This is a genomic window from Sporolactobacillus sp. PKPK-6 (assembly GCF_056678885.1).
This window is the reverse complement of the sequence record NZ_JBWXPA010000001.1, coordinates 394,321-419,538: the sequence shown is the minus strand read 5'-3', so window position 1 is coordinate 419,538 and position 25,218 is coordinate 394,321. Positions and strand designations below refer to the sequence as shown.

The window sequence follows — 25,218 nt, the reverse complement described above, 5'->3', positions numbered from 1 at the left end:
AGGAATAAAACCATATTAGGAGGAATTTTTTTCATGTCAGTTATTTCAATGAAACAATTACTTGAATCCGGTGTGCATTTCGGTCATCAGACACGCCGCTGGAACCCGAAAATGAAGCCGTATATTTTTACGGAAAGAAACGGTATCTACATCATTGACTTGCAGAAAACGGTTAAGAAAGTTGAAGAAGCCTATAATTTCGTTAGAGATATTGCTGCTGACGGAGGAAAGATTCTGTTCGTCGGCACAAAGAAACAAGCTCAGGATTCTGTTAAGGCTGAAGCGGAACGTTCAGGTCAATTCTTTGTAAATCAACGCTGGTTAGGCGGAACACTTACTAACTTTGAAACGATTCGCAAGAGAATCAGACGTCTGAAAGATATTGAAAAAATGGAAGCAGACGGCACTTTTGATGTGCTGCCAAAGAAAGAAGTCGTTGGATTAAAGAAAGAATGGGCTCGTCTTGAAAAATTCTTGGGCGGTATCAAGAATATGGAGAGTATTCCGCAGGCACTGTTTGTTATTGATCCGCGCAAAGAGCGCATTGCAATTGCTGAAGCACATAAATTGAATATTCCGATCATCGCAATTGTTGATACAAACTGCGATCCAGATGAAATCGACGTTATCATCCCAGGAAATGATGACGCGATCCGTGCTGTGAAACTGCTGACCGGTAAGATGGCAGACGCAGTTTTGGAAGCAAACCAAGGCGAAGAAACAGAAGAAGCCGCTGCTCAACCAGTGCCGGCTGAAGCTGCTGCTGAGGAACCTGTTAAAGCAGAATAATTAAAGTTAAAGCATTTAGTGGGGTGATAAGGGGCTAGCCCTTTATCACTCTTTTCACGAAAACTTAGGGAAGACAAAAAAGGAGGACTCTCATTGGCTGCAATTAGTGCAAAACAAGTAAAAGAATTACGTGAACTGACAGGCGCAGGGATTATGGATTGCAAACGTGCGCTTGCTGATGCAGAAGGCGACATTAAGAAAGCGATCGATGTGCTTCGCGAAAAAGGCATGGCTAAGGCTGCAAAGAAATCCGGACGTATCGCTGCTGAAGGCTTGGCAGAAATCAAAATAGACGGCAATAAAGCCGTGGCTCTTGAAGTGAACTCTGAAACGGACTTTGTTGCGAAAAACGCAGAGTTTAAGGCACTTATTGATGTGCTTGCTCAGCATCTGCTTGACAATGAACCTGCTACTGTAGAAGAGGCACTTACTCAGAAGACGTCAGCAGGTGAAACGGTAGCCGATACGATTACGGCTGCGATTTCTAAAATTGGTGAAAAAATTTCTTTGCGCCGCTTTTCAATTGTGGAAAAGACTGATGCTGAAGTATTCGGCTCCTATCTGCATATGGGCGGACGCATCGCGGCCTTGACAAAGGTTGCAGGCGCTGATGAAGCCGTTGCAAAAGACATCGCCATGCATGTGGCAGCCATTCGCCCACAATATCTTAAGGAAGATGAAATTCCTGCTGATGTTGTTGCCCATGAAAAAGAAGTGCTGACACAAGAAGCGCTTGGCGAAGGAAAACCGGCAAATATCGTGGAAAAAATGGTTGTCGGCAGAATCAAAAAATTCTTCAAGGAAATTTGCCTTGTTGATCAACCGTTTGTTAAAGACGGTGACGTCACTGTAAAGGAATATCTGAAGAGCAAAAATGCCGACGTCCTTGCCTTTGTACGTTATGAAGTAGGCGAAGGGATCGAGAAAAAAGAAGATAACTTTGTTGATGAAGTAAAAGCACAAATGAAACAATAATTGCGCCTGTAAGGTGACTGTTGAACGACGATATCTATAGCAACCGTCAAATAACCGTTTTGCGGTTTTCAACACCCGATGAAACAGAGCAAGGGATTACAATGGGGCACGGGTTACGTGCCCCTTTTTTTAAAATTATCCAATGAGAGGTGCAATGAAGATGCCGGAAAAGGCGAGATATAAGCGGGTCATTTTAAAACTAAGTGGAGAAGCGCTGGCAGGTGCAAACGGATTTGGTATTGAACCGAGCATAATCCGTTCGATTACAAAGCAAGTCAAAGACGTTGTCGAATTGGGTGTTGAAGTAGCCATCGTTTGCGGCGCCGGAAACATTTGGAGAGGCAAGGCAGGCAGTGAAATGGGCATGGATCGCGCACAGGCGGATTATATGGGCATGCTGGCTACCGTCCTCAATGCGCTCGCTCTCCAAGATTGCCTTGAAGGTATCGGGGTGGAAACACGTGTTCAAACATCTATTGAAATGAGACAAGTAGCAGAACCGTATATTCGCAGAAGAGCGATTCGTCACTTGGAAAAGGGACGTGTCGTTATCTTTGCTGCTGGTACGGGCAATCCTTATTTCTCTACAGACACAACTGCTGCTCTGCGTGCTGCAGAAATTGAAGCTGATGTGATTTTGATGGCGAAAAATAACGTGGACGGCGTTTACTCTGCTGATCCTAAAGTTGATAAAACTGCAAAAAAATATAAAGAAATTTCATACTTGCGTGTTCTTAATGAAGGACTGCAGGTTATGGATTCTACCGCTTCTTCACTAAGTATGGATAACGATATTCCTTTGATTGTCTTTTCACTTTCTGAAGAAGGAAATATTAAGCGTGCCGTTTTGGGAGAAGACATCGGCACAGTCGTAAAGGGGCGATAATTAATGGCTCAATCGGAACTATTTAAAAATGCAGAAGAACGTATGGAAAAAGCTGTTAAGGCATTTCAACGTGAATTGGTTACAGTTCGCGCAGGCAGGGCGAATCCGTCATTACTCAATAAAGTAACTGTTGAATATTACGGAGCTGAGACACCTTTGAATCAAGTGGCGTCAATTACAGTTCCTGAAGCACGTTTGCTGCTTGTGCAGCCATATGATCGTACGGCATTGGCAAATATTGAAAAAGGAATCATGAAATCTGATCTCGGTATTACGCCGACAAATGACGGCAATGTGATCAGAATTGCTATTCCTCCGTTGACTGAAGAAAGGCGCGCGGAACTTGTGAAACTTGTACGCAAAATGGCTGAAGAAGCCAAGATTGCCATTCGCAACGTTCGACGCGATGCAAATGATCAAATTAAAAAAATGGCAAAAAATAATGAACTAACAAAAGATGATGTCAGAGAAGCTGAAGATGATGTTCAAAAGTTGACCAATGACACCATCAAGACGATTGATCAAGTTGCAACAGAAAAAGAAAAAGAAATGATGGACATTTAAGGTAAGAAATAAGCCAAACTGACACCATACACTATTCCAAGGTACATTGTTTGTTTTCAAATAAACTGCGCTCTGGATGTTCAGTATCAGTAATGGGGGAAAATCAATGTTTGAGAAATTTTCCTTACATAGGGAAAAAACGGAGAGTCCGCAGCATGTGAAGGAATCTGGCAGAATGCCGGAGCACGTTGCAATTATTATGGACGGAAACGGGCGTTGGGCAAAAAAAAGAGGACTGCCAAGAATTGCCGGACATCGCGAAGCAATGAAAACGATAAAAAGAGTTACAAGAGAGGCAGATCGGCTTGGCGTAAAGGTTCTCACCCTTTTTGCTTTTTCAACGGAAAATTGGAAACGGCCAAAAGCGGAAGTAGAATTTTTGATGAAACTGCCACAACAATTTTTAAATACCTATTTGACTGAATTAGTAGAACAAAATGTTCAAGTTCAGGCAATGGGTGATTTGTCACGCCTTCCGACATATACGCTGCACGCGATTAAAAGTGCAATTGAGCGTACAAAAGACAACACTGGTTTAATCTTGAACTTTGCACTTAATTATGGCAGCCATGCTGAGATTGTTCATGCCGTGCAGGATATTATTCAAGAAGTGAGCAACCATCATCTCAGTCTTGAAGATGTAACCGAACAGAAGATTGCAGAACATATGATGAGCCCTGCCCTGCCGGATCCTGATCTGTTGATTCGTACTGGAGGAGAGATCAGGCTAAGCAATTTTATGCTTTGGCAGCTTGCCTATACTGAACTCTACTTTTCAGAAGAATTTTGGCCTGATTTTAACGAACGCAGTCTGCAAGAAGCTGTGCATGTTTTTGCAACGAGACAGCGCAGATATGGCGGCTTAAAGGAAGGAAGCGAAAACGATTGAAACAGAGAGTTATTACAGGTATTTTGGCAGGTGCCTTCTATTTAGCTTTACTGTGGATCGGCTCCGTTCCTTTTGCCCTTCTTGCAGCGGCCATAGCAGTAATTAGTTATCTTGAACTTGCTGAAATGAATAAAATGCCTGCCTATTCGCCGGAGGTCCTTATCGGTGCATTAGCGGTTGCAATCATTGTCAGCGGTGAGTGGATATCTCCGCTCATCTTTCATTCGATTTGGCCAAAGCTGGTTGTGCTTTTGGTTCTTCTGCTTGTAAGTTTAAATGTCGTGACTAAAAATCGTTTTTCATTTGCACACTCTGCTTATCTGTTTCTTGCTGTTTTTTACATAAGCATCCCTTTCCAATTACTTGTTCGCATTCGGCTTGACAGCCTCGCTCTTGTATTTTTTGTTCAAATCATTATTTGGACTACGGACAGCGGAGCCTACTTTGTGGGGCGCAAGCTGGGCAAAAATAAACTTGCACCGTATATCAGCCCAAACAAAACGCGAGAAGGCTCAATTGGGGCTATAATCGCGGCTTTAGTTGTCGCAGCACTGTTTCAGCTGATTATCGGGTATCCTTTATTTGGGTCATGGCCGATGCTGTTTATGGTTGCTTTACTCATTTCAGTATTTGGACAGCTTGGGGATTTGGTGGAATCTGCGATTAAACGGTTTTATGGTGTAAAAGATTCGGGTACAATCCTACCAGGACACGGCGGTCTGTTGGATCGATTTGACAGTTTAATCTTTGTACTTCCATTATTATATGTATTGGGATTCATCGGATAAGGGGGTCGCATTTTGAAGAAAATCAGCTTGCTAGGGGCAACGGGATCAGTTGGCATTCAAACTTTAAGGGTTGTTCGTGAACACTCGGATCAATTTTCAGTTGCCGCATTGGCATTCGGTCAGAATATTGATGCAGCACTGCCGATTATTCATGAATTCAAACCTCAATTAGTATCGGTTAAGGATAAGCAAGTTGCAGATAAATTGCGGATTCAACTCGATGATGGGATCAAACTTGTTTATGGTATTGAGGGAATGATTGAAGTGGCAGTTTTCTCGGAGGCAGATTTTTTGGTTAATGCTGTGCTCGGAAGTGTGGGACTTGAACCCACACTTGCTGCGATCGAAGCAGGGAAAACCATTGGTCTTGCGAACAAGGAAACGCTGGTTACGGCAGGGCATATCGTGATGAAACGGGCAAAAGATTCTGGTGTGCGTATCCTCACGCTTGACAGTGAGCATTCGGCAATTTTTCAATCCATGCAGGGTCAAGATCGCTCAGCTGTGTCACGCATAATCATTACCGCGTCTGGCGGCAGTTTCAGAGACAAGAATCGCGATGAACTTGCCGGAGTTACGGTTAAAGATGCTCTTAATCACCCAAACTGGTCAATGGGTGCAAAGATCACAATTGATTCGGCTACCATGATGAATAAAGGTTTAGAAGTAATTGAAGCGCATTGGCTGTTTGATCTGCCCTATGAAAAAATTGATACGGTTATTCACCGGGAGAGTATTGTTCACTCGTTAGTTGAATATGCTGATCATAGTGTCATTGCGCAGCTAGGATGCCCCAGTATGCTCGTTCCGATTCAATATGCACTTACCTATCCTTCTCGGCTGGCACTCAAGCAAACGAGAACACTGAATTTATGTGAAATCGGCAGTTTGCATTTTCAAAAAATGGACATGCAACGTTTTCCATGTGTATCATTAGCTTATCAAGCTGGCAAAGCCGGGGGTTCGATGCCAACTGTATTAAATGCAGCAAATGAAGTTGCGGTTCAAGCATTTCTGTCGGAAAAAATTGCGTTTCTTGATATTGAACGCTATGTTGAACAGGCACTTGGGCACCATCAACTTATTAAAGCACCTGATTTAAGGACTATTGAGGCTGTTGATAAGGAAACCCGAGCTTATGTCATGAATCAAATAAATTAAAAGGCAGAGGTGTCTCGCTCGTGGAAACTTTGATTATCGTTATTATCATTTTCGGACTGCTCGTCTCAATTCATGAATTCGGGCATTTGATCGTCGCTAAACGCTCCGGTATTATGTGCCGAGAATACGCGATCGGTTTCGGCCCGAAATTATTTGCGATCAAAAAGGGCGAAACAGTTTATACATTGAGGCTGCTTCCAATCGGTGGCTATGTGCGTATGGCGGGTGAGGATCCGGAAAAAATAGAAATTAAGCCCGGACAGCATATTGCCTTTTTCTTGAATGAACACAACCGTGTATCACGGATCGTGTGCGATCATCTTGAAAAATATCCGGATGCTCGTTTCATTACTGTTGAACATTGCGATTTGGAAAATGAACTTTGTCTCACCGGCTATGAAGAAGAAGAGGGACCGATCGCCCGTTACGCTATTGAGCGAGATGCGACCTATGTATCCGATAATCAAGACTTTCAAATTGCGCCGCGCGACCGCCAATTCGCTTCGCAACCTCTGCTGGCTCGTTTTTTAACTATTTTTGCTGGCCCTTTTATGAATCTGATTTTAGCGGTTGTTATCTTTGTTATTTATTTCAGCATTCAAGGAGTCCCTTCTGATACGCCGCAGCTTGGCAAAGTGATCCAAGGTTATCCTGCTGAGAAGTCTGGCCTGATGGCAGGTGACCATATTATAAAGATCGACGGAAAACAGACAAACAGCTGGGAAAATATCGTTAGCTATGTAAGTAAACATCCTAAAGAAAAAATAAATATTACGATTAAACGTGATGGGCAGCAGAAGCAAATTGATCTGATTACCGGGCAGCGCAAGGGTGAGAATGGCAAGGCGGAAGGTGTTATAGGTGTCTACCAACCGACGCACCATTCCTTTATCGAATCGGTCGGAGCCGGTTTCACACAAACCTATTATTGGATTAAAATGGAATTTGCCGGTTTGAAGATGCTGGTTACCGGTGGTTTCAATTTGAATAATCTTGCGGGACCTGTTGGCATTTATCACGCAACAGGTGAAGTAGTATCACAGGGCTTGTTTTTTGTGTTAAACTGGACTGCTTTTCTCAGCGTGAATTTAGCTGTCATCAACCTGCTTCCGCTTCCTGCTCTTGATGGCGGTCGACTTTTGTTTCTTATTGTAGAAGCTCTGCGCGGCAAGCCTGTTGAGCCTCAAAAAGAAGCACTGGTTCATTTTATCGGATTTGCATTTCTCATGCTGTTGATGCTGCTTGTGACTTGGAATGATCTGCAGAACCTTTTTACGCGTTAGATAATTGATGGAACAAAGAAATGATTTCAACGATTTGAGGTGGTCATTAATGAAACAAAGCCAGATGTTCATTCCTACGATGAAGGAGACACCGGCTGACGCTGAATCTGCGAGCCATCGGCTTCTGCTTCGTGGAGGCTTTATTCGTCAGAATGCGGCAGGCATTTATTCTTATTTACCGCTCGGTTATAAAATTATTAAAAAAATTGAAACCATTATTCGCGAGGAGATGGACGGTGCAGGTTCTCAAGAATTATTAATGCCGGCCATGCAGCCCGCGGAATTATGGCATGAAACAGGACGATGGGATGTATACGGTCCTGAATTAATGAGACTTAAAGATCGCCACGGTCGCTATTTTGCACTAGGTGCGACAGGCGAAGAGTTGATTACGAGTTTAGTTCGCGATTTCCTCAATTCCTATAAGAAATTGCCTATGAATGTGTATCAAATTCAAACGAAATTTCGGGATGAAAAGAGACCACGTTTCGGCCTGCTCCGCGGTCGCGAATTTATCATGAAAGATGCCTACACGTTTCATGATTCTGCAGAAAGCTTGGATAAGGCTTATTGGGATATGTACCATGCTTATTGCAGGATCTTTGAACGGTGCGGCTTGAAATTTCGCGCAGTACTGGCGGATTCGGGTGCAATCGGTGGAAAGGATACTCATGAATTTCAGGCACTTGCTGAAATTGGTGAAGACACAATTGCCTATTCCGATCGTTCCGATTATGCGGCTAACTTAGAAATGGCTGCAGTTCTTGACACGGATGCATCTGAAAAAAGCGATTCATTGCCCCTAGAAAAAGTTGACGGAAATCAAGAAATTGACGGAGAGATTAAGATAGCTGCACATTGGTTTAAAACTCGAACGGAGACAGTCGTTGTATTCATAAAAGCTGAAGATGAAATCAATGATGTCAAAGTTAAAAATGTGCTTAACACGGATTTGATTGAACCGCTTGAAGAGGTAAATCCGGACGCAATCAATCCTGAAAAAGGTGTTCTTATTTTCGCAGATAATGCGCTAAAACATCTGTCTTCTACTGTATTTTACAATGCAGCTGAGAATATGACTTATTTTCATCTTGATCCTGATCGTGACTTGGCAATTCAGCAGTATGGTGATTTGCGTTTCATTAAAGAAGGTGATCCGTCACCAGACGGACAAGGCAATATCAAATTTGCACGAGGCATTGAAATTGGTCAAGTGTTCAAACTCGGGACAAAATATTCTGAAGCCATGAACGCAACATATTTAGATGCCAATGGTAAGGCGAAACCACTTATTATGGGTTGCTATGGAATTGGTGTTTCCAGGACACTTTCGGCTGTATGTGAACAATATCATGATGATAACGGAATGATTTGGCCGAAATCATTAGCACCGTTTACTATTCATTTGATTACAGTCAATCCGAAAAATGATGAACAGTTTAAGTTATCCGATGACCTGTATCAGCAGCTTATTAATCAGGGCTATGATGTACTTTGGGATGATCGGAAAGAACGTCCCGGTGTTAAATTTGCCGATAGTGAGCTGATTGGCTGCCCGGTTCAGGTGATTGTTGGGAAAAAGGCGTCTGAAAACATCATTGAACTTGCTTCACGCAGGGAAAAAGAACGTGTCGAGACGCCGGTCAGCGAGTTGCCATCAGCAATTAGCGACTTGCTGCAAACACTCGATTAATTTTTGAAATTCTAAGGAGCCGTCTGCGCTCCTTTTTTTATTCAATTAGGAAGTAACGGTTCGTCAATAGCAATCTCTTGAATGTTTTAGTAGAATTATAGAGAAAGGAGTTGGGACGATGTCCGACGCAACATCCAAAACGGAGCGCTTTGCAATGCTCCTTAATCATATTGAAACGCCACAGGAATGGATTGATCGCTACTTTGAACAGGGTGAAATTGAGAAACTCTCGGTATTTCGCACAGAGAAGCGATGGCATTTTGAATTTCAGCTTGATGATATTCTGCCATACCAGGTGTATGAATGGTTGGCAGCCAATCTTCAAAAGCATTTTCAAACCGTTGTTCCCAATGTCACTTTCACCATTCAGTCACGAAAATCTGAGGGTGCTGATCCGAACTTTGCTGATTATTGGAAGCCGATCAGTCAGCAGCTGAGTCAGGAGTTTCCTGCATTAAAGATGTGCTTGTGCAGGCAACAGCCTGAACTTCATGACCGCCAACTTATCTTTGCTGCAAACAGTGAAACGGAAGCGGGACTGCTAAAACGAAAAATACCCAAGGCACTAAATGAAAAAATTCGCGTTTTTGGATTCCCTCCAATTTCGCTGGATATAAAAATAAATTCTGAAGATCGTTCAAAAGCTTTTGATACATTTGTTAAACAACGTGAGGCTGAAGATCAGCAAAAAGTAGTAGAAGCGATGGTTGAACGGCAAAAGAAAAAGGATGCAGAGGATACATCAGGCGGTGTTGATTCAGGGCCGTTTAAAATTGGCTATGATATTCGTGATGAGCCTGTGTCCATAGAAACAATTCAGGATGAGGAGCGCAGAATAACCATTCAAGGCTATGTCTTTGATTCGGAAATTCGAGAATTGCGGAGCGGTCGTACTTTACTCCTTTTTAAAGTAACCGATTATACTGATTCGCTTATGGTCAAGGTTTTTTCGCGAGACAAAGAGGACGCGGCAAAATTTGGCACTATGCAAAAAGGTATGTGGGTTAAAGTGCGCGGCGGTGTGCAAAATGACAGCTTTGTCAGAGACTTGGTCATGATCGCAAATGATATTGAAGAAATTACGCCAAATAAAAAAGAAGACACGGCACCGGAAGGACATAAGCGTGTGGAATTGCATGCACATACTGTGATGAGCCAAATGGATGCCGTAGTTACTGCTTCAGCATTAATCAAACGCGCGAAGCAGTGGGGACATCGCGCTATTGCCATTACGGACCATGGTGTTGCTCAATCTTATCCAGAAGCCTATTCTGCCGGACAAAAGAACGGTATAAAGATAATATACGGAGTTGAAGCAAACCTGATCGATGACGGTGTGCCGATTGCTTATAACATGGCACATCGCCTTCTCTCAGATGATACATACGTTGTATTTGACGTGGAAACGACAGGTTTATCCGCAGTCTACGACACAATTATTGAACTTGCGGCCGTTAAAATAAAAAATGGCGAGGTATTGGAGAAATTTGATCAATTTGCTAACCCGCATCATCCACTACCGCAGAAAATTATTGAGTTGACCAGTATTACAGATCAGATGTTAGCGGATGCCCCTGATGCGGATCAAGTGGTTGAAGAATTCAAAGCGTTTGCCGGAGATGCAATTCTTGTTGCACATAATGCTACTTTTGATATGGGATTCCTGAATACTGCCTACCAAAAATTAGGACATGAAAAGGCGGATAATCCGGTCATTGACACTCTTGAACTTGGGCGCTTTCTTTACCCTGAGTTTAAAAATCATAAACTGGATACGTTATGTAAGGCTTTCAACATCGAACTGACCCATCACCACCGTGCGATTTATGATACAGAGGCAACAGGCTATCTTGCCTGGAAGATGTTGAAGGATGCTGCTGAAAAAGGAATGATCTATCATGATCAGCTTAATGATAATCTAGGTAAGGGAAACATGGATCGCATCCGTCCTTCTCACATCATTCTGCTTGTGAAGAATCAGACGGGACTTAAAAATTTGTACAAATTAATATCAATTGCACACGTTAAATACTTCTTTCGAGTACCAAGAATTCCGCGTTCCGTGTTAAGCAAATACCGTGAAGGATTGCTCATCGGATCAGGTTGTGACAAAGGTGAGTTGTTCGAGACGATGATGCAGAAGTCAGCTGAACTTGCCGAGAAGGTCGCAGAATTCTATGATTATATCGAGATTCAGCCTCCGTCCAACTATCAGCACCTTGTTGAAAAGGGCATTGTTCGCGATGAACTTGCACTTAAAGATGTCATGATTAAATTGGTGAAACTTGGCGAAAAAATGAACAAGCCGGTTGTTGCAACAGGTGATGTACACTATCTTGATGAGCATGATAAGATTTACCGGAAGATCCTGATCACTTCCCAAGCTGCCAATCCGCTTAATCGTCAAACTCAGCCGGATGTACATTTTCGGACAACGGATGAAATGCTCGACTGCATGAGTTTCTTAGGAGAAGAGAAGGCCGAACAGGTTGTTGTGGACAATCCAAACGCGATTGCTGATCAAATTGAAGATGTGTTGCCTGTCAAAGATAAACTTTATACGCCGACCATCGACGGTGCTGAAGATGAAGTTAAAGAAAAAACGTATAGCCGAGCACATGCGCTTTACGGAGAACACCTTCCGGAACTCATGGAAAAGCGGCTGAATAAAGAACTGAAAAGCATTATTGGTCACGGTTTTTCAGTCATTTATCTCATTGCGCACAAGCTTGTGAAAAAATCGCTTTCCGACGGCTATCTGGTTGGATCACGAGGATCCGTCGGATCGTCGCTTGTTGCGACGATGCTGGAGATTACTGAGGTCAATCCGCTGCCGCCGCATTACCTGTGTCCGTCATGTCATCATGTTGAATTTTTCACAGACGGCTCAGTTGCCTGCGGTTTTGATTTGCCGGATAAGGCGTGTCCTGAATGCGGCACGGCAATGACAAAAGAAGGCCATGATATACCTTTTGAAACGTTTCTCGGATTTAAGGGTGACAAAGTGCCCGATATTGATTTGAACTTTTCAGGTGATTATCAACCCGTTGCACATAACTACACAAAGGTACTTTTTGGTGAGGACAAAGTATTCCGTGCCGGTACAATTGGTACCATTGCCGATAAAACGGCTTACGGTTATGTCAAGGGTTATGAAGAAGATACTGGTGCAAGCTTCAGAGGTGCAGAACGTGACAGACTCGCGGCAGGCTGCACAGGAGCAAAACGCACAACCGGTCAGCACCCCGGCGGAATCGTCGTTGTTCCGCGTGATATGGAAATTTTCGATTTTACACCTGTTCAATTTCCAGCGGATGATAAGACAGCAGAATGGAAAACAACGCACTTCGATTTTCATTCGATTCACGATAATATACTGAAACTTGACATTCTCGGACACGACGATCCGACCGTGATTCGTATGCTTCAGGATTTGAGCGGCATTGATCCAAAGACCATACCGACGGATGATAAGGAAGTCATGAAGATTTTTAGTACAACTGAATCGCTTGGTGTTACTGGTGAACAAATTCGCTGTAAGACAGGAACGCTCGGCATTCCGGAATTCGGCACACGATTTGTGCGCCAGATGCTTGAGGACACTAAGCCGACGACTTTCGCCGAACTAGTCCAGATCTCAGGTTTGTCACACGGAACCGATGTATGGCTGGGCAATGCTCAAGTACTAATTGAAGACGGAACTTGCGTCCTTCGTGACGTTATTTCCTGTCGTGATGATATCATGATTGATTTGATGCACCAGGGACTTGAACCGTCGCATGCATTCAAAATCATGGAGTCCGTGCGAAAGGGCAAAGGACTAAATGATGAATGGATAGACGAAATGAAGGAGAATAACGTACCAAGCTGGTATATGGATTCATGTCTTAAGATCAAATACATGTTTCCAAAGGCGCATGCGACCGCTTATGTTTTAATGGCAATCCGGATTTCCTATTTTAAGGTACATTATCCTGTCTTATTCTATGCAACCTATTTCACTGTTCGGGCTGATGATTTTGACGTGGATGTTATGAAGCGCGGATCTGATGCGATTCGACTCAAGATGGATGAAATTGAGAAAAAGGGCAATGACGTGCTTCCTAAAGAGAAGAGCTTGTTAACCGTCCTGGAAGTTGCACTGGAAATGTGTGAACGCGGACTCAGTTTTCAATCAGTTGATCTATACCGTTCAGATGCGACGCGTTTTCTTGTCGAAGGAGATACACTCATTCCACCTTTTAATGCGATTCCGGGCGTCGGTACGAACGCTGCAAAAGCGATCGCCAAAGCACGAGAAGACGGAGAGTTTTTGTCGAAAGAGGACTTGCAAAGAAGAGCGAAAATATCGAAGACAGTTCTTGAATTTCTTGATGGTCAAGGCTGTTTGGAAGGTATGCCGGATGCGAACCAGCTGTCTCTGTTCTGACATTATGGTTTTCTTGCCTTGAGCAGATGGGTATGATATAGTGTTTATGGAAATACTGGAAATAGTTCGTCTGCAAAGAGTGGGAAATTCCCACTCTTTCATTTTCAAAAGGAGGCTGAAAATGGCTAGCGTTGTTGCGAAGATGACAGATGACTTGATTTCCCCGATTTTGCGCGAAATGAATCTGGAACTCGTTGATATCGAGTACGTCAAAGAGGGCAAAAACCGTTTTTTGCGCGTTTTTATTGATACCCCTCAAGGCGGCGTCGATCTGGATACGTGTGCGGCTGTCAGCGAAAAACTGAGTGAAGTTCTCGATGAGAAAGATCCGATAAAAGAAGCTTACTTTCTTGAAGTGTCTTCACCAGGTGCAGAACGCCCGTTGAAGAAGTTCGGAGACTTCGAGAAAGCTGTGGGAAAAGATGTCCATCTGACCACCTATGAACCTATTGATGGTGCCAAAGTATTCGAGGGCAACCTGACTGAAGTGAACAAGGATTATGTTGTACTCGCAATCAAGAACAAAACGAGAGTGAATCATGTAACTCTTCCCTTTGACAAGATTGCGAGCAGCAGACTTGCGATCATTTTTTAGTATAGAACTGCCGAGAAAAAGGGGAGAACAAAATGAGCAGTGATTTATTAGAAGCGCTCACCGCACTGGAAAAAGATAAAGGGATCAGCAAAGAAGTTCTGCTGGATGCTTTAGAAGCTGCACTTATTTCCGCGTATAAACGAAATTTTGATCAGGCGCAGAATGTGCGGGTGGATATTAATGAGGGTTTGGGACAGATCAAGGTATATGCCCGAAAAGAAATCGTTGAGGCAGTTGAGAACAATAACCTGCAAATTTCACTAGAGCAGGCAAAAGGCTTGAATCCTCATTATCAAGTCGGCGATACTGTAGAGATTGAAGTGACCCCGCGCAATTTTGGGCGTATTGCTGCACAAACAGCAAAACAGGTCGTCACTCAGCGCGTGCGAGAAGCTGAGCGCGGCGTGATTTTTTCTGAATTTATTGATCGTGAAGATGATATTATGACGGGAATTGTTCAAAGAATCGATCATCGATTTATTTACGTCGATTTGGGTCGTGTTGAAGCGCTGCTTCCACAGACAGAACAAATGCCGAATGAAACCTATCATCCGCACGACCGCATCAAAGTCTACCTGACGAAGGTAGAAGACGCGAAAAAAGGACCGATGATTACGGTGTCTCGGACTCATCCGGGTCTGCTTAAGCGTTTATTTGAATTGGAAGTTCCGGAAATTTATGATGGAACAGTTGAAATTAAATCAATCTCTCGAGAAGCTGGCGATCGCTCGAAAATTGCAGTACATGCAGCGGATCCTGCAGTGGATGCTGTCGGTGCATGTGTTGGGCAGAAAGGTGCTCGCGTACAAACCATTGTTAATGAACTGAAAGGCGAAAAAATTGATATTGTTCGCTGGTCAGAAGATCCGGTAACGTATGTCGCGAATGCACTGAGTCCTTCAAAAGTGGTAAAAGTGATTGTAGATGAAAAGGAAAAGGCGACAACGGTCGTTGTTCCTGATTATCAGCTTTCGCTTGCCATTGGCAAACGTGGACAGAATGCCCGTTTGGCAGCAAAATTGACCGGATGGAAAATTGACATAAAGAGTGAGTCCGAAGCAGAAGAGATCGGTCTCTTTGATGATGAAACTGTTTCAGAGACCGGCGAAGTTCAGTCTGAAGACTTGATTGATACATCTGCGGATTCTGAGGATTCACCTGAAAACGAGCAAGGCTAAGGAGGCTATTTCAATGCCGAAACAGCGAAAGATTCCGTTGCGAAAGTGCATTGCCTGCCAGGAATCAACCGAAAAAAAAGGCCTTTTCCGTATCGTTCGTTCTCCTGAGGGAGAAGTATCTCTTGATTTGACGGGGAAGAAAAACGGACGTGGCGCATACCTCTCCAAAAAAACAGAATGTGTTCAGAAAGCGAAAAATAAAAACCTGCTCTCCAGGCAATTAGGCGTTCCTGTGCCTGAACATGTTTTTGATGAAATGCTTGACTATTTGGAGACACATACGGCCGATGTCCAATAAAGAATGGATGCAATTTCTGGGACTCGCACAGAGGGCGGGAAAAGTAAGCTCCGGAGAGGAAACCGTTCTGCGTTTGATTCGCCAAAACAAGGCTGAGGCGGTGCTTTTATCGGCCGATGCTTCTGAGCGAACTAAAAAGACAATTGGAAATAAGTGCAGCTACTATCATGTTCCGCTTTTGACCGTACCGGATAGAGAGGTGCTCGGCCAAGCGATCGGTCAGCCTTCGCGCGTGATCATAGCGGTCACGGACAGTGGTTTCGCAGGCCGGCTGATCGAAAGGATCGGACCATCAACACGGGGGTGAATATATGAGTAAAATGCGCGTATATGAATATGCTAAAGAACATCATGTATCGAGCAAGGTTATTATATCGAAATTAGAAGAATTGGGATTTGACGTTAAGAGTCATATGTCTATTATTGCAGAAAATGCAATGAATCAGTTGAATCGAAAAATGAACGGAGGCGCAGTTTCTTCTGCACAGAAAGTGACTGCGAAACCGAATAAAAACAAAGCAGAGGGTCCAGTGAATCAAACAAAAACAAAAGAAAAGAAGCCAAGCCAGACAGAGTCGACATTCAGGAACAAGGATAAAAGTTCAAGACCGGTGAACGGACGGCCTAACGGAGCCGGCAGCAATCAAAAATCTGCTGGCAGCAACCGTAATAATAATGAGCGCAATCGTTTCGGGGGAAACGGCAATAGCAACAACAATAATAACTATGGCGGTGGACGACGAAACGGGAACAGATTTCGGAATAACAGGCGTAAAGGCGGAGCTCAGCAAGCCAATCGTCAACGCCTTGAAATCAAATTGCCGGAAAAAATTACGTTGTCCGGATCTCTAACTGTCGGTCAATTTGCTGAGAAGCTGGGACGGCCATCCACTGATATTATTAAAAAATTGATGGCCCTTGGTGTCATGGCAACGAAAAATCAAGACTTGGACAAGGATACGATCGAACTCCTTGCCAGCGATTACGGTGTTGCGGTTGAAGAAGAGGTTATTATCGATGAAGCAAGTTTTGAAGATGACGGACTTGAAATCGATGAAAAAACCGCAATTATCCGCCCGCCTGTTGTCACAATTATGGGTCACGTCGATCATGGGAAAACAACCCTGCTCGATTCGATCCGTCATACGAAAGTAACCGCAGGCGAAGCAGGCGGTATTACACAGCATATCGGTGCCTATCAAGTCATGCATAACGGCAAAAAAATCACTTTCCTTGACACACCTGGCCATGCCGCATTTACTACGATGCGTGCACGTGGAGCGGAAATTACAGATATCACGGTATTGGTTGTTGCTGCGGATGACGGAGTGATGCCTCAAACAATAGAGGCCATTCATCACGCACGTGCAGCAAAAGTTCCGATTATTGTCGCGGTTAATAAGATTGATAAGCCAAATGCAAATCCTGATCACGTCATGCAGGAACTCTCCGATCAAGGTCTTATTCCTGAAGATTGGGGCGGAGATACCATTTTTGTGAAAATTTCTGCTAAAAAGGGTACGGGGATTGATGATCTGCTTGAAATGATCCTGCTCGTTGCAGAAGTTGAGGAATTTAAAGCGAATCCTGATAAATCAGCAAGAGGGGCAGTCATTGAAGCTGAATTGGATAAGGGAAAAGGACCGGTTGCGACTTTGCTCGTCCAAAATGGTTCGCTTCATATCGGCGATCCCATTGTTGTCGGGAACACATACGGACGTGTACGTGCGATGGTCAATGATATTGGCAGGCGCGTGAAAAAAGCAACGCCGTCAACTCCTGTTGAAATTACAGGATTGAATAATGTACCGCAAGCCGGCGATCAATTTATTGTATTTGATGATGAGAAGAAGGCACGTCAAATCGGAGAAATTCGTGCAGAACGTGCGCTCATCACAGAGCGAAAGGAAACAACAAGCAAAGTAAGCCTCGACGATCTGTTCGAAAAGATCAAGGAAGGCGAAATGAAGGAAATTAATCTTGTTATTAAAGCAGATGTACAAGGATCCGTCGAAGCTCTGTCCGGTTCGTTAAAGAAGATCGATGTCGACGGAGTAAAAGTGAATATTATACATGCCGGTGCCGGCGGAATCAGCGAATCGGATATTATTCTTGCATCAGCTTCTAACGCAATTATCATCGGGTTCAATGTTCGTCCGGATAATCATGCTCAAAAAGTTGCTGAAGAAGAAAAAGTGGACATTCGCTTATACCGTGTTATTTATGATGCTATTGATGAAATGGAAGCCGCTATGAAAGGAATGCTTGATCCTGAATTTAAGGAAAAAGTTGTCGGTCAGCTGGAAGTCCGTACGACTTTCAAAGTATCCAAAATCGGTACCATTGCCGGTTGCTATGTTACCGACGGCTTGATTTCCCGCGATGCAGGCATTCGGCTTGTGCGCAACGGTGTCGTTATTTATGAAGGTCATGTCGACACATTGAAACGATTTAAAGATGACGCTAAAGAAGTTAAAGCCGGTTTTGAATGTGGCGTAACATTGGAAAACTTCAATGACATCAAGGAAGGCGACACAATGGAAGCCTATGTAATGGAAGAGGTCAAGCCTAAGTGATCGTCGGCATTGTACGTTGTGAATGCATGCTCTTCAGTGCGCACTCGTTGAAGGAAAAACGTTCGGTTATTCAGAGCATTTTGAGAAAAGCAGTAAACGGACATAATCTTTCAGCCAGCGAAGTGGATTTTCAGGATACATGGCAACGCACAGAGCTTGCCTTTGCTTGTATCGGAACTTCGAAGACAGCTGTTGAGCGTGAATTGGCACGTGCGCTTTCATTAATTGATTTCAAAACAGAAATAGAGCGAACGAATACAATTTACGAATGGTTCTAAAAAGGAGGCTGACTCCATGGCCAATTTAAGGGTTCATCGCGTCGCCGAACAGATGAAAAAGGAAATGACTGATATTATCGGCAACAGAATTAAAGACCCGCGTGTTGGTTTCGTGACTGTAACCGGAGTTGATGTGACAGGCGATCTTCAAGAAGCGACGGTTTACATCAGTATATTCGGCGATGATGAGAAAAAGAAAGCATCTCTCGAAGGCTTGAACAAAGCGAAAGGTTTTGTTCGGACAGAAATCGGGAAGCGAATCCGCTTGCGTAAAACGCCGGAAATTTCTTTTAAGGTTGACGAGTCTGTGGAATATGGCAGTCACATCGATCAATTGATTAATAAATTGCATCATAAAGATTAACAAATGTTTATAAACGTGCCTTTCAACCACGATGTTTTTAGTGTTTGAAGGGCACGTGATTTGGGAGGAAAAATGATGCCAGAGTACAACGGCTTGTTGCCTCTCTTCAAACCGAGGGGCATGACTTCTCATGACTGTGTCTTTCGGTTAAGGAAAATGCTGGGGTTTCGAAAAATAGGTCATACAGGAACGCTTGATCCTGAGGTCGACGGTGTTTTAGTTCTATGTCTTGGCAGAGCAACAAAAATTGCTCAATATTTATTAGATTTCAGCAAGGCGTATCAAGGCGTGATCCGATTAGGTACTTCGACCACAACGGAGGATGCAAGCGGCGATGTTATTGCACATAGGCCAGTAGAAAGACGCTTTGATAGGACTGAGATCGAACAAGTCATGCACTCTTTTCTTGGTGAGATTGAGCAATCTGCACCGATGTACAGTGCGGTAAAAGTAAATGGCAAAAAGTTGTATGAATATGCGCGTGCGGGTATTGACGTAACACCGCCTGTTCGAAAAGTGACCATTTATCAGTTTGAAGTGGACAGCGAAGAGGCATCGTTTTCAACAGATCTTCCATTTAAAGTAATGAGCAGCAAAGGAACCTATATTCGAACCTTGGCTGTTGCTGTTGGTGAGAAATTGGGTTATCCTGCGCATTTGCATCGGATGACACGTAGTCAAGCCGGACCATTTTCGATCGATGATTGTTTAACGTTTGAGCAAATTGAACAACTGCTTGAGGGAAAAAAGTTTAACGAAGCATTGAGACCGCTAGAGCATGGATTGAGCCTAATGAACCGCTGGGTCGTTGATGAAAAACTGTCCGCAAAGATTGCTCACGGTGCGGTGCTGAAGGCACCTGCCGATTTTGGAGAGGGCCCGCATGCTGTTTTCAATGAGCAGAATGAATGTCTGGCAATCTATCGTTTGCATCCGGAAAAACCGGGCATGATTAAGCCCGATAAAGTGCTTGCAAACGACGCGATGGTATGAATATACCGATCAAAGTATGAGTTTACAAGAATTGAAGGTGCTTATTATGGAGCGCGTTTTTTTAGACGGTCGGCCTTTTATTGAAGAAATGGACAATCAAGAGAAAGTGATCGCGTTAGGGTATTTTGACGGGGTGCATCTTGGTCATCAAAAGGTGATTAAAACGGCTGTCAAGATTGCTGCAGAAAAAGGTCTGGAAGCAGCGGTCATGACGTTCTACCCCCATCCGTCCGTTGTACTGAGTCCGGAATCAAAAAGAGACACTGAATTGACTCCTAACGGAATGAAAGCTGAACTGATAGAAGAGCTAGGCGTGGATATTCTTTATTTTGTTAAATTTGATCGCAGTCTTAGTCAATTGTCGCCGCAGAATTTTGTTGATGAATACTTGATTCGACTACATGCCAAGCATGTAGTCGCAGGATATGATTTCACGTTCGGCCGAAAAGCGATGGGGAACATGAGCAATATCGGTGAATTCTCTAGAAGTATGTTTAGTTATTCAATGGTTCCTAAGGTTGAATTGTTCGGAGCTAAAATCAGCACAACCCATATTCGCTCTTTAATTGAGCAGGGAAATTTGGAGGAAGCTGCGAAATTGTTGGATCATCCATATCGAACAACCGGAATTGTGGTCCATGGCGACCAGCGCGGACGCACTTTAGGTTTTCCAACTGCTAATGTTGACGAAGATGAAGCGTTTCTTTTGCCGCCAAACGGGGTTTATGCGGTCCAATTGATCGTAGACAATGAACCATTGAATGGCGTTTGCAGTGTCGGTCTCCGTCCCACTTTCTACAAAAAAGATGAGGCAGTAAAAACTGTTGAAGTCTATGTGCTCGACTTCAAAGGTAATCTTTATGATGAAAAAGTGGGAATCAATTGGTATAAACGTTTGAGGCCTGAATTAAAGTTTGACAGTGCTGAAGCTTTGATTGAACAAATGGAGACAGATAAGGAAGATACACGTAACTATTTTTTGTCTAAATAACGTCTTTTATTTATTTTGTTTCAGTTTCACTTGAAATACAGGTTGTAAACATGTATTATTAACCAGTACGATTTAATCGTACAGGAACCCTTGCTTGGCTGTTTGCTCCACCGGCGACAGCGATGCATGCGGGGATTCGAGTTCAGGAGGTGAACATAAGTGGCATTATCAAAAGAAGAAAAAACGAACCTGATTCACGAGTTCGCAACTCATGAAAACGATACGGGTTCACCCGAAGTACAGATCGCTGTACTGACGAAGCAAATCAACGCGTTAAACGATCACTTGAAGCAGCATAAGAAAGATCATCATTCACGCCGAGGCCTTCTGAAAATGGTCGGCAAACGCCGTAACCTTCTCACATACCTTCGTGAAAATGATGTCAAGAGATATCGCGAGCTCATCACTAAATTGGGCCTGCGCCGATAAGTAAGTCAAAAAGCGGGAGCATTCCCGCTTTTTTATATAAGAGAAATTGCGCAAACAATACGATTGAAAGAATAATCTGGGTACGCGCGATAAGGATGGGGAAAGAGGTGTTACGATAATGCAAACCGGTAAAAAAGTGTATTCGTTTGATTGGGCAGGTCGGCCTCTGCGCGTTGAAATCGGAGAAGTTGCAAAACAAGCAAATGGTGCAGCTCTTGTTTATTACGGGGATACAGTCATTCTATCCACGGTCACCGCATCAAAAGAACCTAAAGAAGGATCATTTTTTCCGCTGACGGTAAATTATGATGAACGTACATATGCTGTGGGAAAGATACCGGGTGGATTTATAAAAAGAGAGGGACGGCCGAGTGATATGGCAACTCTTTCCGCCCGTATGATTGATCGTCCGCTTCGACCGCTGTTTCCTGAAGGGTTCAGGAATGAGGTGCTGATCGGAAACATGGTGCTTAGTTTAGATCTGGACTGCAGCGCGCAGATGGCTGCGATGCTTGGTTCGTCTTTGGCACTTTCACTTTCAAACGTACCATTTGACGGACCGATTGCCGGTGTAATTATCGGTAGGGTAGACGGCGAATTTATTGTTAACCCAACCGTTGAACAAGCAAAAAAGAGCGATTTGCATTTGACCGTTGCCGGAACGAAAGCTGCCATTAATATGGTGGAGGCCGGGGCAGATCAGATTCCCGAGGAAACGATGCTCGACGCCATTTTGTTTGCACACGAACAAATCAAAAATATAATTGCATTCGAAGAACACATTGTTGCTGAGAACGGCAAAGAAAAGATGGACGTCAAACTCTATAAAGCAGCAGATGATTTGGAAAAGCGCATTCGTTCCATGGTAGGGGATCGACTAAATCAGGCGATGCGTACAGAAGAAAAGCAAGCGCGAGATGCTGCTATTCGAGCAGTGAATACGTCGATTATTTCTATTTTCGAAGCCGAGAATGGGGATGCGGAAGTTCCGGTTGATTTAGAACTTGTTGAAGACGTTTTACATACGGTTCTCAAAGAAGCGGTTCGACGAATGATTGTTGTGGAACACCTGCGACCGGATGGGCGCGCAATTGACGAGATCAGACCGCTTTCAGCACGCGTCGGACTGCTTCCACGTGCTCATGGATCAGGATTATTTACGCGCGGACAGACACAGGCATTGAGTGTGTGCACACTTGCCCCGCTTGGAGAGGCGCAAACTTTGGATGATTTCGAAGCAGGAGAGACGAAACGCTTCATCCATCACTATAATTTTCCGGGATTCAGTACAGGTGAAGCCAGGGCATCACGCTCACCAGGACGAAGAGAGATCGGCCACGGAGCGCTCGGAGAACGGGCTCTTGCTCCGGTCATTCCCGACGAGCAGGACTTTCCTTATATGATCCGGTGCGTCTCTGAAGTGCTTGAATCAAACGGATCATCCTCACAGGCAAGTATTTGCGGAAGTACTTTGGCATTAATGGATGCCGGTGTTCCAATCAAAGCACCAGTCGCAGGGATTGCAATGGGACTCGTAAAGCATGGCGATGACGTGGTTATTCTTACAGATATTCAGGGTATGGAAGACTCTCTTGGCGATATGGACTTTAAATGTGCGGGAACAGAAAAAGGTGTTACCGCTTTGCAGATGGATATTAAAATTTCCGGTGTGACACGTGACATTTTGAGCAAAGCGCTGGAGCAGGCAAGAGAGGGACGCATGAAAATTATGGCGACCATTTTGGAAACTATAGCTGCTCCGCGCGAACACTTGGCAGCTTTTGCTCCCAAACTGATTAAAATGACCATTAATCCTGATAAAATAAGGGATGTTATCGGTCCAAGCGGAAAAATGATTAATAAGATTATTGATCAGACCGGCGTTAAAATTGATATTGAACAAGACGGGTCAATCATGATTTTTTCGATTAGCGAGGAAAATGGGAAAAAGGCAAAAGAAATCATCGAAGATTTGGTGCGTGTCGCACATGTAGGTGACATCTTTGTCGGTAAGGTGAAACGAATTGAAAAATTTGGAGCTTTCGTTTCGCTATTTGGTCATACAGACGGGCTCGTTCATATATCCGAACTCGATACAAATCGTGTGGGAAACGTTGAAGATGTAGTTAAAGTTGGCGATGAACTTCGCGTAAAGGTGATTGATGTCGACCGTCAGGGTCGTGTTAAACTCTCACGCAAAGTATTACTTGAACAAAAAAAAGAAGCTGCAGAACAGGTAAAAAGCACGACACAGCCATAACTTATCATTTTTTGGCATGACAGGATTACCTGTCTTTTTTTTTTGCCGAAAAACAGGCAGATTCTCTCATTGATGTATTTTTCAGATTTTCAATCATATAATTTTATTTATGAACTCATCAGTTTGGAAATAAACACCTAATGTTGGAAAAAGTCGGTAGGAGTAAAATAATTGTAGGCAGAAAAATAGCCTTGATTTCCAGCTAATGGAAATATCCGTTAACTGGAAATCAAGGACACCAAGCGGTAGCGCGGTAGGGCCGAGAAGCGATCGCTATGGAAAAGAGGGTGACCCCTTGGTAGAATCAAAGTTGAGCACAACGATTCGGAAGGAGCACCCTCATGAAACAGAATAGCACAGTGTACATGAATTTAAAACAATTGGAACAACTGGTCTGGCGACAGGTACAGGAAACCTTTGCTCAAGTGATGAAAAAGCTCTTGGAGGATATGGACCAACAGATTGCCGACGAACGAGATAAAAAACAGTATCGATGGGTGAGTAAACGCCCGCTTCAAATCACCAGCCTTTTCGGTGAACTCACGGTCGAACGCACGTACTATCGCGACCGAACCCAGAACGAATATGTCTATCTCCTGGATCGGTATTTGGACTTTGAAAATGCCGGTCATCTCAGCCCGATGGTTGAGGAAGCAGCGATTGAACTGGCGATTCAGGGCCCATCCTATCGCAAGGCAGCCCGGGCTCTGGAGACGTTTCTTGGCTATTCGGCCATCAGTCATGAAGCGATTCGGCGGCATCTGCTTGAGACGACACCGATCCCGAACCCACGGGAAACGATCCATCATCAAGTTCTTTTTATCGAGGTCGACGGTTTGTTTGTCAAGCATCAGGAAAAAGGCGTGCGAGGCAAGGAGGAACGCGTGGCCAAGATCCATCAAGGATGGGAAGAAAACGGGAAGCGGATCCAACTGAAAGAGAAGCGCCATTTCATCCACCGAGGGAAGCAGCCATTTTGGGAAGCGCTCGAGGATTTCTTGACAGAGACCTATGATTACGACCCCATCGTGCACAAGCTAGTCATTAACGGAGACGGAGCCAGCTGGATAACGGCTTGTCGCGACTATTTCCGAGATCGCGCCTTCTTTTGTATCGACCGCTTCCACGTGATTCGGGACATTCGCCGTCTGTTTTTCGGGCATCCTCGGTACAAAAACGTTCGAAAAGCCTTGCGCGCCTGGGATGGCACAGCGGTGGTGACTGAACTCAATAGTGCGGTTGGCACTCTTGAAAGCGAAACACAGGAAGAACGGCTGGAGGCACTCATCCAGCAACTTGAGAACTATCCGGAAGCATTAGGCGATTATCGAAAATGGCTGGAAACATTCGCGATCAACACGGAGGGGATGCGGACAATGGGTAGTGCGGAAGCGACGATGAGCCAATTGGCCAAACGCATGAAGAACGGCCGCAGTTGGGTCGAGAAAGGGAAACAGGCGATGATGAACGGCCTGGTTGCCCAGATGGATCACATGGGTCTCCAAACGCTGTTTGGTCGCATGGACCGTTGGAATGAGGTCAAGCAGGACGAGGCAAAACCTCCGAAACACTACGTGGAGAAAGTCACGCATACCGTGGGTGAATGGGCGCAAGGCAACTTACAGTATCTGCAAGGTAAATCAGGCATTCCGATACATCGGGCACTGAAGGCGCTGAAAGGTTTTTAAAAGACAACAAAGATTCAACAAGGACAACCCCTAAAACAGTGAATACGCTTACTTACCTAGTCATAAAAATTTCTGCCTACAATTGCTTGACTCAACCAAAAGTCGAATCTA

At 44.1% G+C, this 25,218-nt stretch carries 22 protein-coding genes; all 22 read left to right on the top strand.

The window, feature by feature from the left end; translation table 11 throughout:
• Positions 1-33: 33 nt before the first annotated feature.
• The 22 genes from rpsB (at position 34) to AC1MBV_RS01910 (ending at position 25,107) form a co-directional block, all read left to right on the top strand.
• Positions 34-789 (top strand): 30S ribosomal protein S2, encoded by a 756-nt coding sequence (gene rpsB / locus AC1MBV_RS02015; protein WP_255746303.1) that lies wholly within the window; start codon positions 34-36, stop codon positions 787-789.
• 93 nt (positions 790-882) lie between these two features.
• Positions 883-1,764: a translation elongation factor Ts gene (gene tsf / locus AC1MBV_RS02010; RefSeq protein ID WP_480947443.1), complete on the top strand. Its 882-nt coding sequence runs from the start codon at positions 883-885 to the stop codon at positions 1,762-1,764.
• A 160-nt stretch (positions 1,765-1,924) separates the two neighbouring features.
• Positions 1,925-2,650: a UMP kinase gene (gene pyrH / locus AC1MBV_RS02005; RefSeq protein ID WP_480948250.1), complete on the top strand. Its 726-nt coding sequence runs from the start codon at positions 1,925-1,927 to the stop codon at positions 2,648-2,650.
• A gap of 3 nt (positions 2,651-2,653) precedes the next feature.
• Positions 2,654-3,214, top strand: coding sequence for a ribosome recycling factor (frr, locus tag AC1MBV_RS02000; RefSeq protein ID WP_255746307.1), 561 nt, complete (start codon positions 2,654-2,656; stop codon positions 3,212-3,214).
• Between the two features lie 106 nt (positions 3,215-3,320).
• Positions 3,321-4,103, top strand: a complete 783-nt coding sequence (locus AC1MBV_RS01995) for an isoprenyl transferase (protein ID WP_255746309.1) — start codon at positions 3,321-3,323, stop codon at positions 4,101-4,103.
• On the top strand, positions 4,100-4,891 hold the full coding sequence (locus tag AC1MBV_RS01990; protein WP_255746311.1) for a phosphatidate cytidylyltransferase: 792 nt from the start codon (positions 4,100-4,102) through the stop codon (positions 4,889-4,891). The genes AC1MBV_RS01995 and AC1MBV_RS01990 overlap by 4 nt, the downstream gene beginning before the upstream one ends.
• Positions 4,892-4,903: 12 nt before the next feature.
• Positions 4,904-6,052: a 1-deoxy-D-xylulose-5-phosphate reductoisomerase gene (locus AC1MBV_RS01985; RefSeq protein WP_255746313.1), complete on the top strand. Its 1,149-nt coding sequence runs from the start codon at positions 4,904-4,906 to the stop codon at positions 6,050-6,052.
• 20 nt (positions 6,053-6,072) lie between these two features.
• Positions 6,073-7,335, top strand: coding sequence for an RIP metalloprotease RseP (gene rseP / locus AC1MBV_RS01980; RefSeq protein WP_480947442.1), 1,263 nt, complete (start codon positions 6,073-6,075; stop codon positions 7,333-7,335).
• A gap of 49 nt (positions 7,336-7,384) precedes the next feature.
• Positions 7,385-9,028: a proline--tRNA ligase gene (locus tag AC1MBV_RS01975; RefSeq protein WP_480947441.1), complete on the top strand. Its 1,644-nt coding sequence runs from the start codon at positions 7,385-7,387 to the stop codon at positions 9,026-9,028.
• A gap of 118 nt (positions 9,029-9,146) precedes the next feature.
• Positions 9,147-13,457 (top strand): PolC-type DNA polymerase III, encoded by a 4,311-nt coding sequence (locus tag AC1MBV_RS01970; RefSeq protein WP_480947440.1) that lies wholly within the window; start codon positions 9,147-9,149, stop codon positions 13,455-13,457.
• Positions 13,458-13,578: 121 nt separating this feature from the next.
• Entirely contained in the window at positions 13,579-14,052 is a 474-nt protein-coding gene (gene rimP, locus AC1MBV_RS01965) for a ribosome maturation factor RimP (protein WP_255746323.1), read from the top strand.
• A gap of 32 nt (positions 14,053-14,084) precedes the next feature.
• Entirely contained in the window at positions 14,085-15,230 is a 1,146-nt protein-coding gene (gene nusA, locus AC1MBV_RS01960; RefSeq protein WP_255746326.1) for a transcription termination factor NusA, read from the top strand.
• Between the two features lie 13 nt (positions 15,231-15,243).
• Entirely contained in the window at positions 15,244-15,528 is a 285-nt protein-coding gene (gene rnpM / locus AC1MBV_RS01955; RefSeq protein WP_255746328.1) for an RNase P modulator RnpM, read from the top strand.
• On the top strand, positions 15,518-15,835 hold the full coding sequence (locus AC1MBV_RS01950; protein WP_255746331.1) for a YlxQ family RNA-binding protein: 318 nt from the start codon (positions 15,518-15,520) through the stop codon (positions 15,833-15,835). The genes rnpM and AC1MBV_RS01950 overlap by 11 nt, the downstream gene beginning before the upstream one ends.
• 4 nt (positions 15,836-15,839) lie before the next feature.
• Positions 15,840-18,104 (top strand): translation initiation factor IF-2, encoded by a 2,265-nt coding sequence (gene infB, locus AC1MBV_RS01945; protein ID WP_255746334.1) that lies wholly within the window; start codon positions 15,840-15,842, stop codon positions 18,102-18,104.
• Entirely contained in the window at positions 18,101-18,382 is a 282-nt protein-coding gene (locus AC1MBV_RS01940; RefSeq protein WP_255746337.1) for a DUF503 domain-containing protein, read from the top strand. The genes infB and AC1MBV_RS01940 overlap by 4 nt, the downstream gene beginning before the upstream one ends.
• Positions 18,383-18,398: 16 nt before the next feature.
• The gene (gene rbfA, locus AC1MBV_RS01935) at positions 18,399-18,746 is read left to right on the top strand and encodes a 30S ribosome-binding factor RbfA (RefSeq protein WP_255746339.1); all 348 of its coding nucleotides are present in this window, start codon (positions 18,399-18,401) and stop codon (positions 18,744-18,746) included.
• A 75-nt stretch (positions 18,747-18,821) separates the two neighbouring features.
• Positions 18,822-19,739, top strand: a complete 918-nt coding sequence (gene truB / locus AC1MBV_RS01930) for a tRNA pseudouridine(55) synthase TruB (protein WP_255746341.1) — start codon at positions 18,822-18,824, stop codon at positions 19,737-19,739.
• A 16-nt stretch (positions 19,740-19,755) separates the two neighbouring features.
• Positions 19,756-20,730 (top strand): bifunctional riboflavin kinase/FAD synthetase, encoded by a 975-nt coding sequence (locus tag AC1MBV_RS01925; protein ID WP_480947439.1) that lies wholly within the window; start codon positions 19,756-19,758, stop codon positions 20,728-20,730.
• A gap of 159 nt (positions 20,731-20,889) precedes the next feature.
• Positions 20,890-21,159: a 30S ribosomal protein S15 gene (gene rpsO / locus AC1MBV_RS01920; protein WP_255746346.1), complete on the top strand. Its 270-nt coding sequence runs from the start codon at positions 20,890-20,892 to the stop codon at positions 21,157-21,159.
• A gap of 118 nt (positions 21,160-21,277) precedes the next feature.
• Entirely contained in the window at positions 21,278-23,419 is a 2,142-nt protein-coding gene (gene pnp / locus AC1MBV_RS01915; protein WP_255746348.1) for a polyribonucleotide nucleotidyltransferase, read from the top strand.
• Positions 23,420-23,760: 341 nt separating this feature from the next.
• On the top strand, positions 23,761-25,107 hold the full coding sequence (locus AC1MBV_RS01910; protein ID WP_480947438.1) for an ISLre2 family transposase: 1,347 nt from the start codon (positions 23,761-23,763) through the stop codon (positions 25,105-25,107).
• Positions 25,108-25,218 lie beyond the last annotated feature (111 nt).

Bases quoted from the DNA above. Each gene is read 5' to 3' on its own strand.
- pnp (WP_255746348.1), top strand. From the start codon at position 21,278: ATGCAAACCGGTAAAAAAGTGTATTCGTTTGATTGGGCAGGTCGGCCT.
- rimP (WP_255746323.1), top strand. From the start codon at position 13,579: ATGGCTAGCGTTGTTGCGAAGATGACAGATGACTTGATTTCCCCGATT.
- rpsB (WP_255746303.1), top strand. From the start codon at position 34: ATGTCAGTTATTTCAATGAAACAATTACTTGAATCCGGTGTGCATTTC.
- AC1MBV_RS01925 (WP_480947439.1), top strand. From the start codon at position 19,756: ATGAGTTTACAAGAATTGAAGGTGCTTATTATGGAGCGCGTTTTTTTA.
- AC1MBV_RS01975 (WP_480947441.1), top strand. From the start codon at position 7,385: ATGAAACAAAGCCAGATGTTCATTCCTACGATGAAGGAGACACCGGCT.
- AC1MBV_RS01910 (WP_480947438.1), top strand. From the start codon at position 23,761: ATGAAACAGAATAGCACAGTGTACATGAATTTAAAACAATTGGAACAA.
- rnpM (WP_255746328.1), top strand. From the start codon at position 15,244: ATGCCGAAACAGCGAAAGATTCCGTTGCGAAAGTGCATTGCCTGCCAG.
- frr (WP_255746307.1), top strand. From the start codon at position 2,654: ATGGCTCAATCGGAACTATTTAAAAATGCAGAAGAACGTATGGAAAAA.
- rbfA (WP_255746339.1), top strand. From the start codon at position 18,399: ATGGCCAATTTAAGGGTTCATCGCGTCGCCGAACAGATGAAAAAGGAA.
- AC1MBV_RS01950 (WP_255746331.1), top strand. From the start codon at position 15,518: ATGTCCAATAAAGAATGGATGCAATTTCTGGGACTCGCACAGAGGGCG.
- pyrH (WP_480948250.1), top strand. From the start codon at position 1,925: ATGCCGGAAAAGGCGAGATATAAGCGGGTCATTTTAAAACTAAGTGGA.
- AC1MBV_RS01995 (WP_255746309.1), top strand. From the start codon at position 3,321: ATGTTTGAGAAATTTTCCTTACATAGGGAAAAAACGGAGAGTCCGCAG.
- truB (WP_255746341.1), top strand. From the start codon at position 18,822: ATGCCAGAGTACAACGGCTTGTTGCCTCTCTTCAAACCGAGGGGCATG.
- infB (WP_255746334.1), top strand. From the start codon at position 15,840: ATGAGTAAAATGCGCGTATATGAATATGCTAAAGAACATCATGTATCG.
- AC1MBV_RS01970 (WP_480947440.1), top strand. From the start codon at position 9,147: ATGTCCGACGCAACATCCAAAACGGAGCGCTTTGCAATGCTCCTTAAT.
- nusA (WP_255746326.1), top strand. From the start codon at position 14,085: ATGAGCAGTGATTTATTAGAAGCGCTCACCGCACTGGAAAAAGATAAA.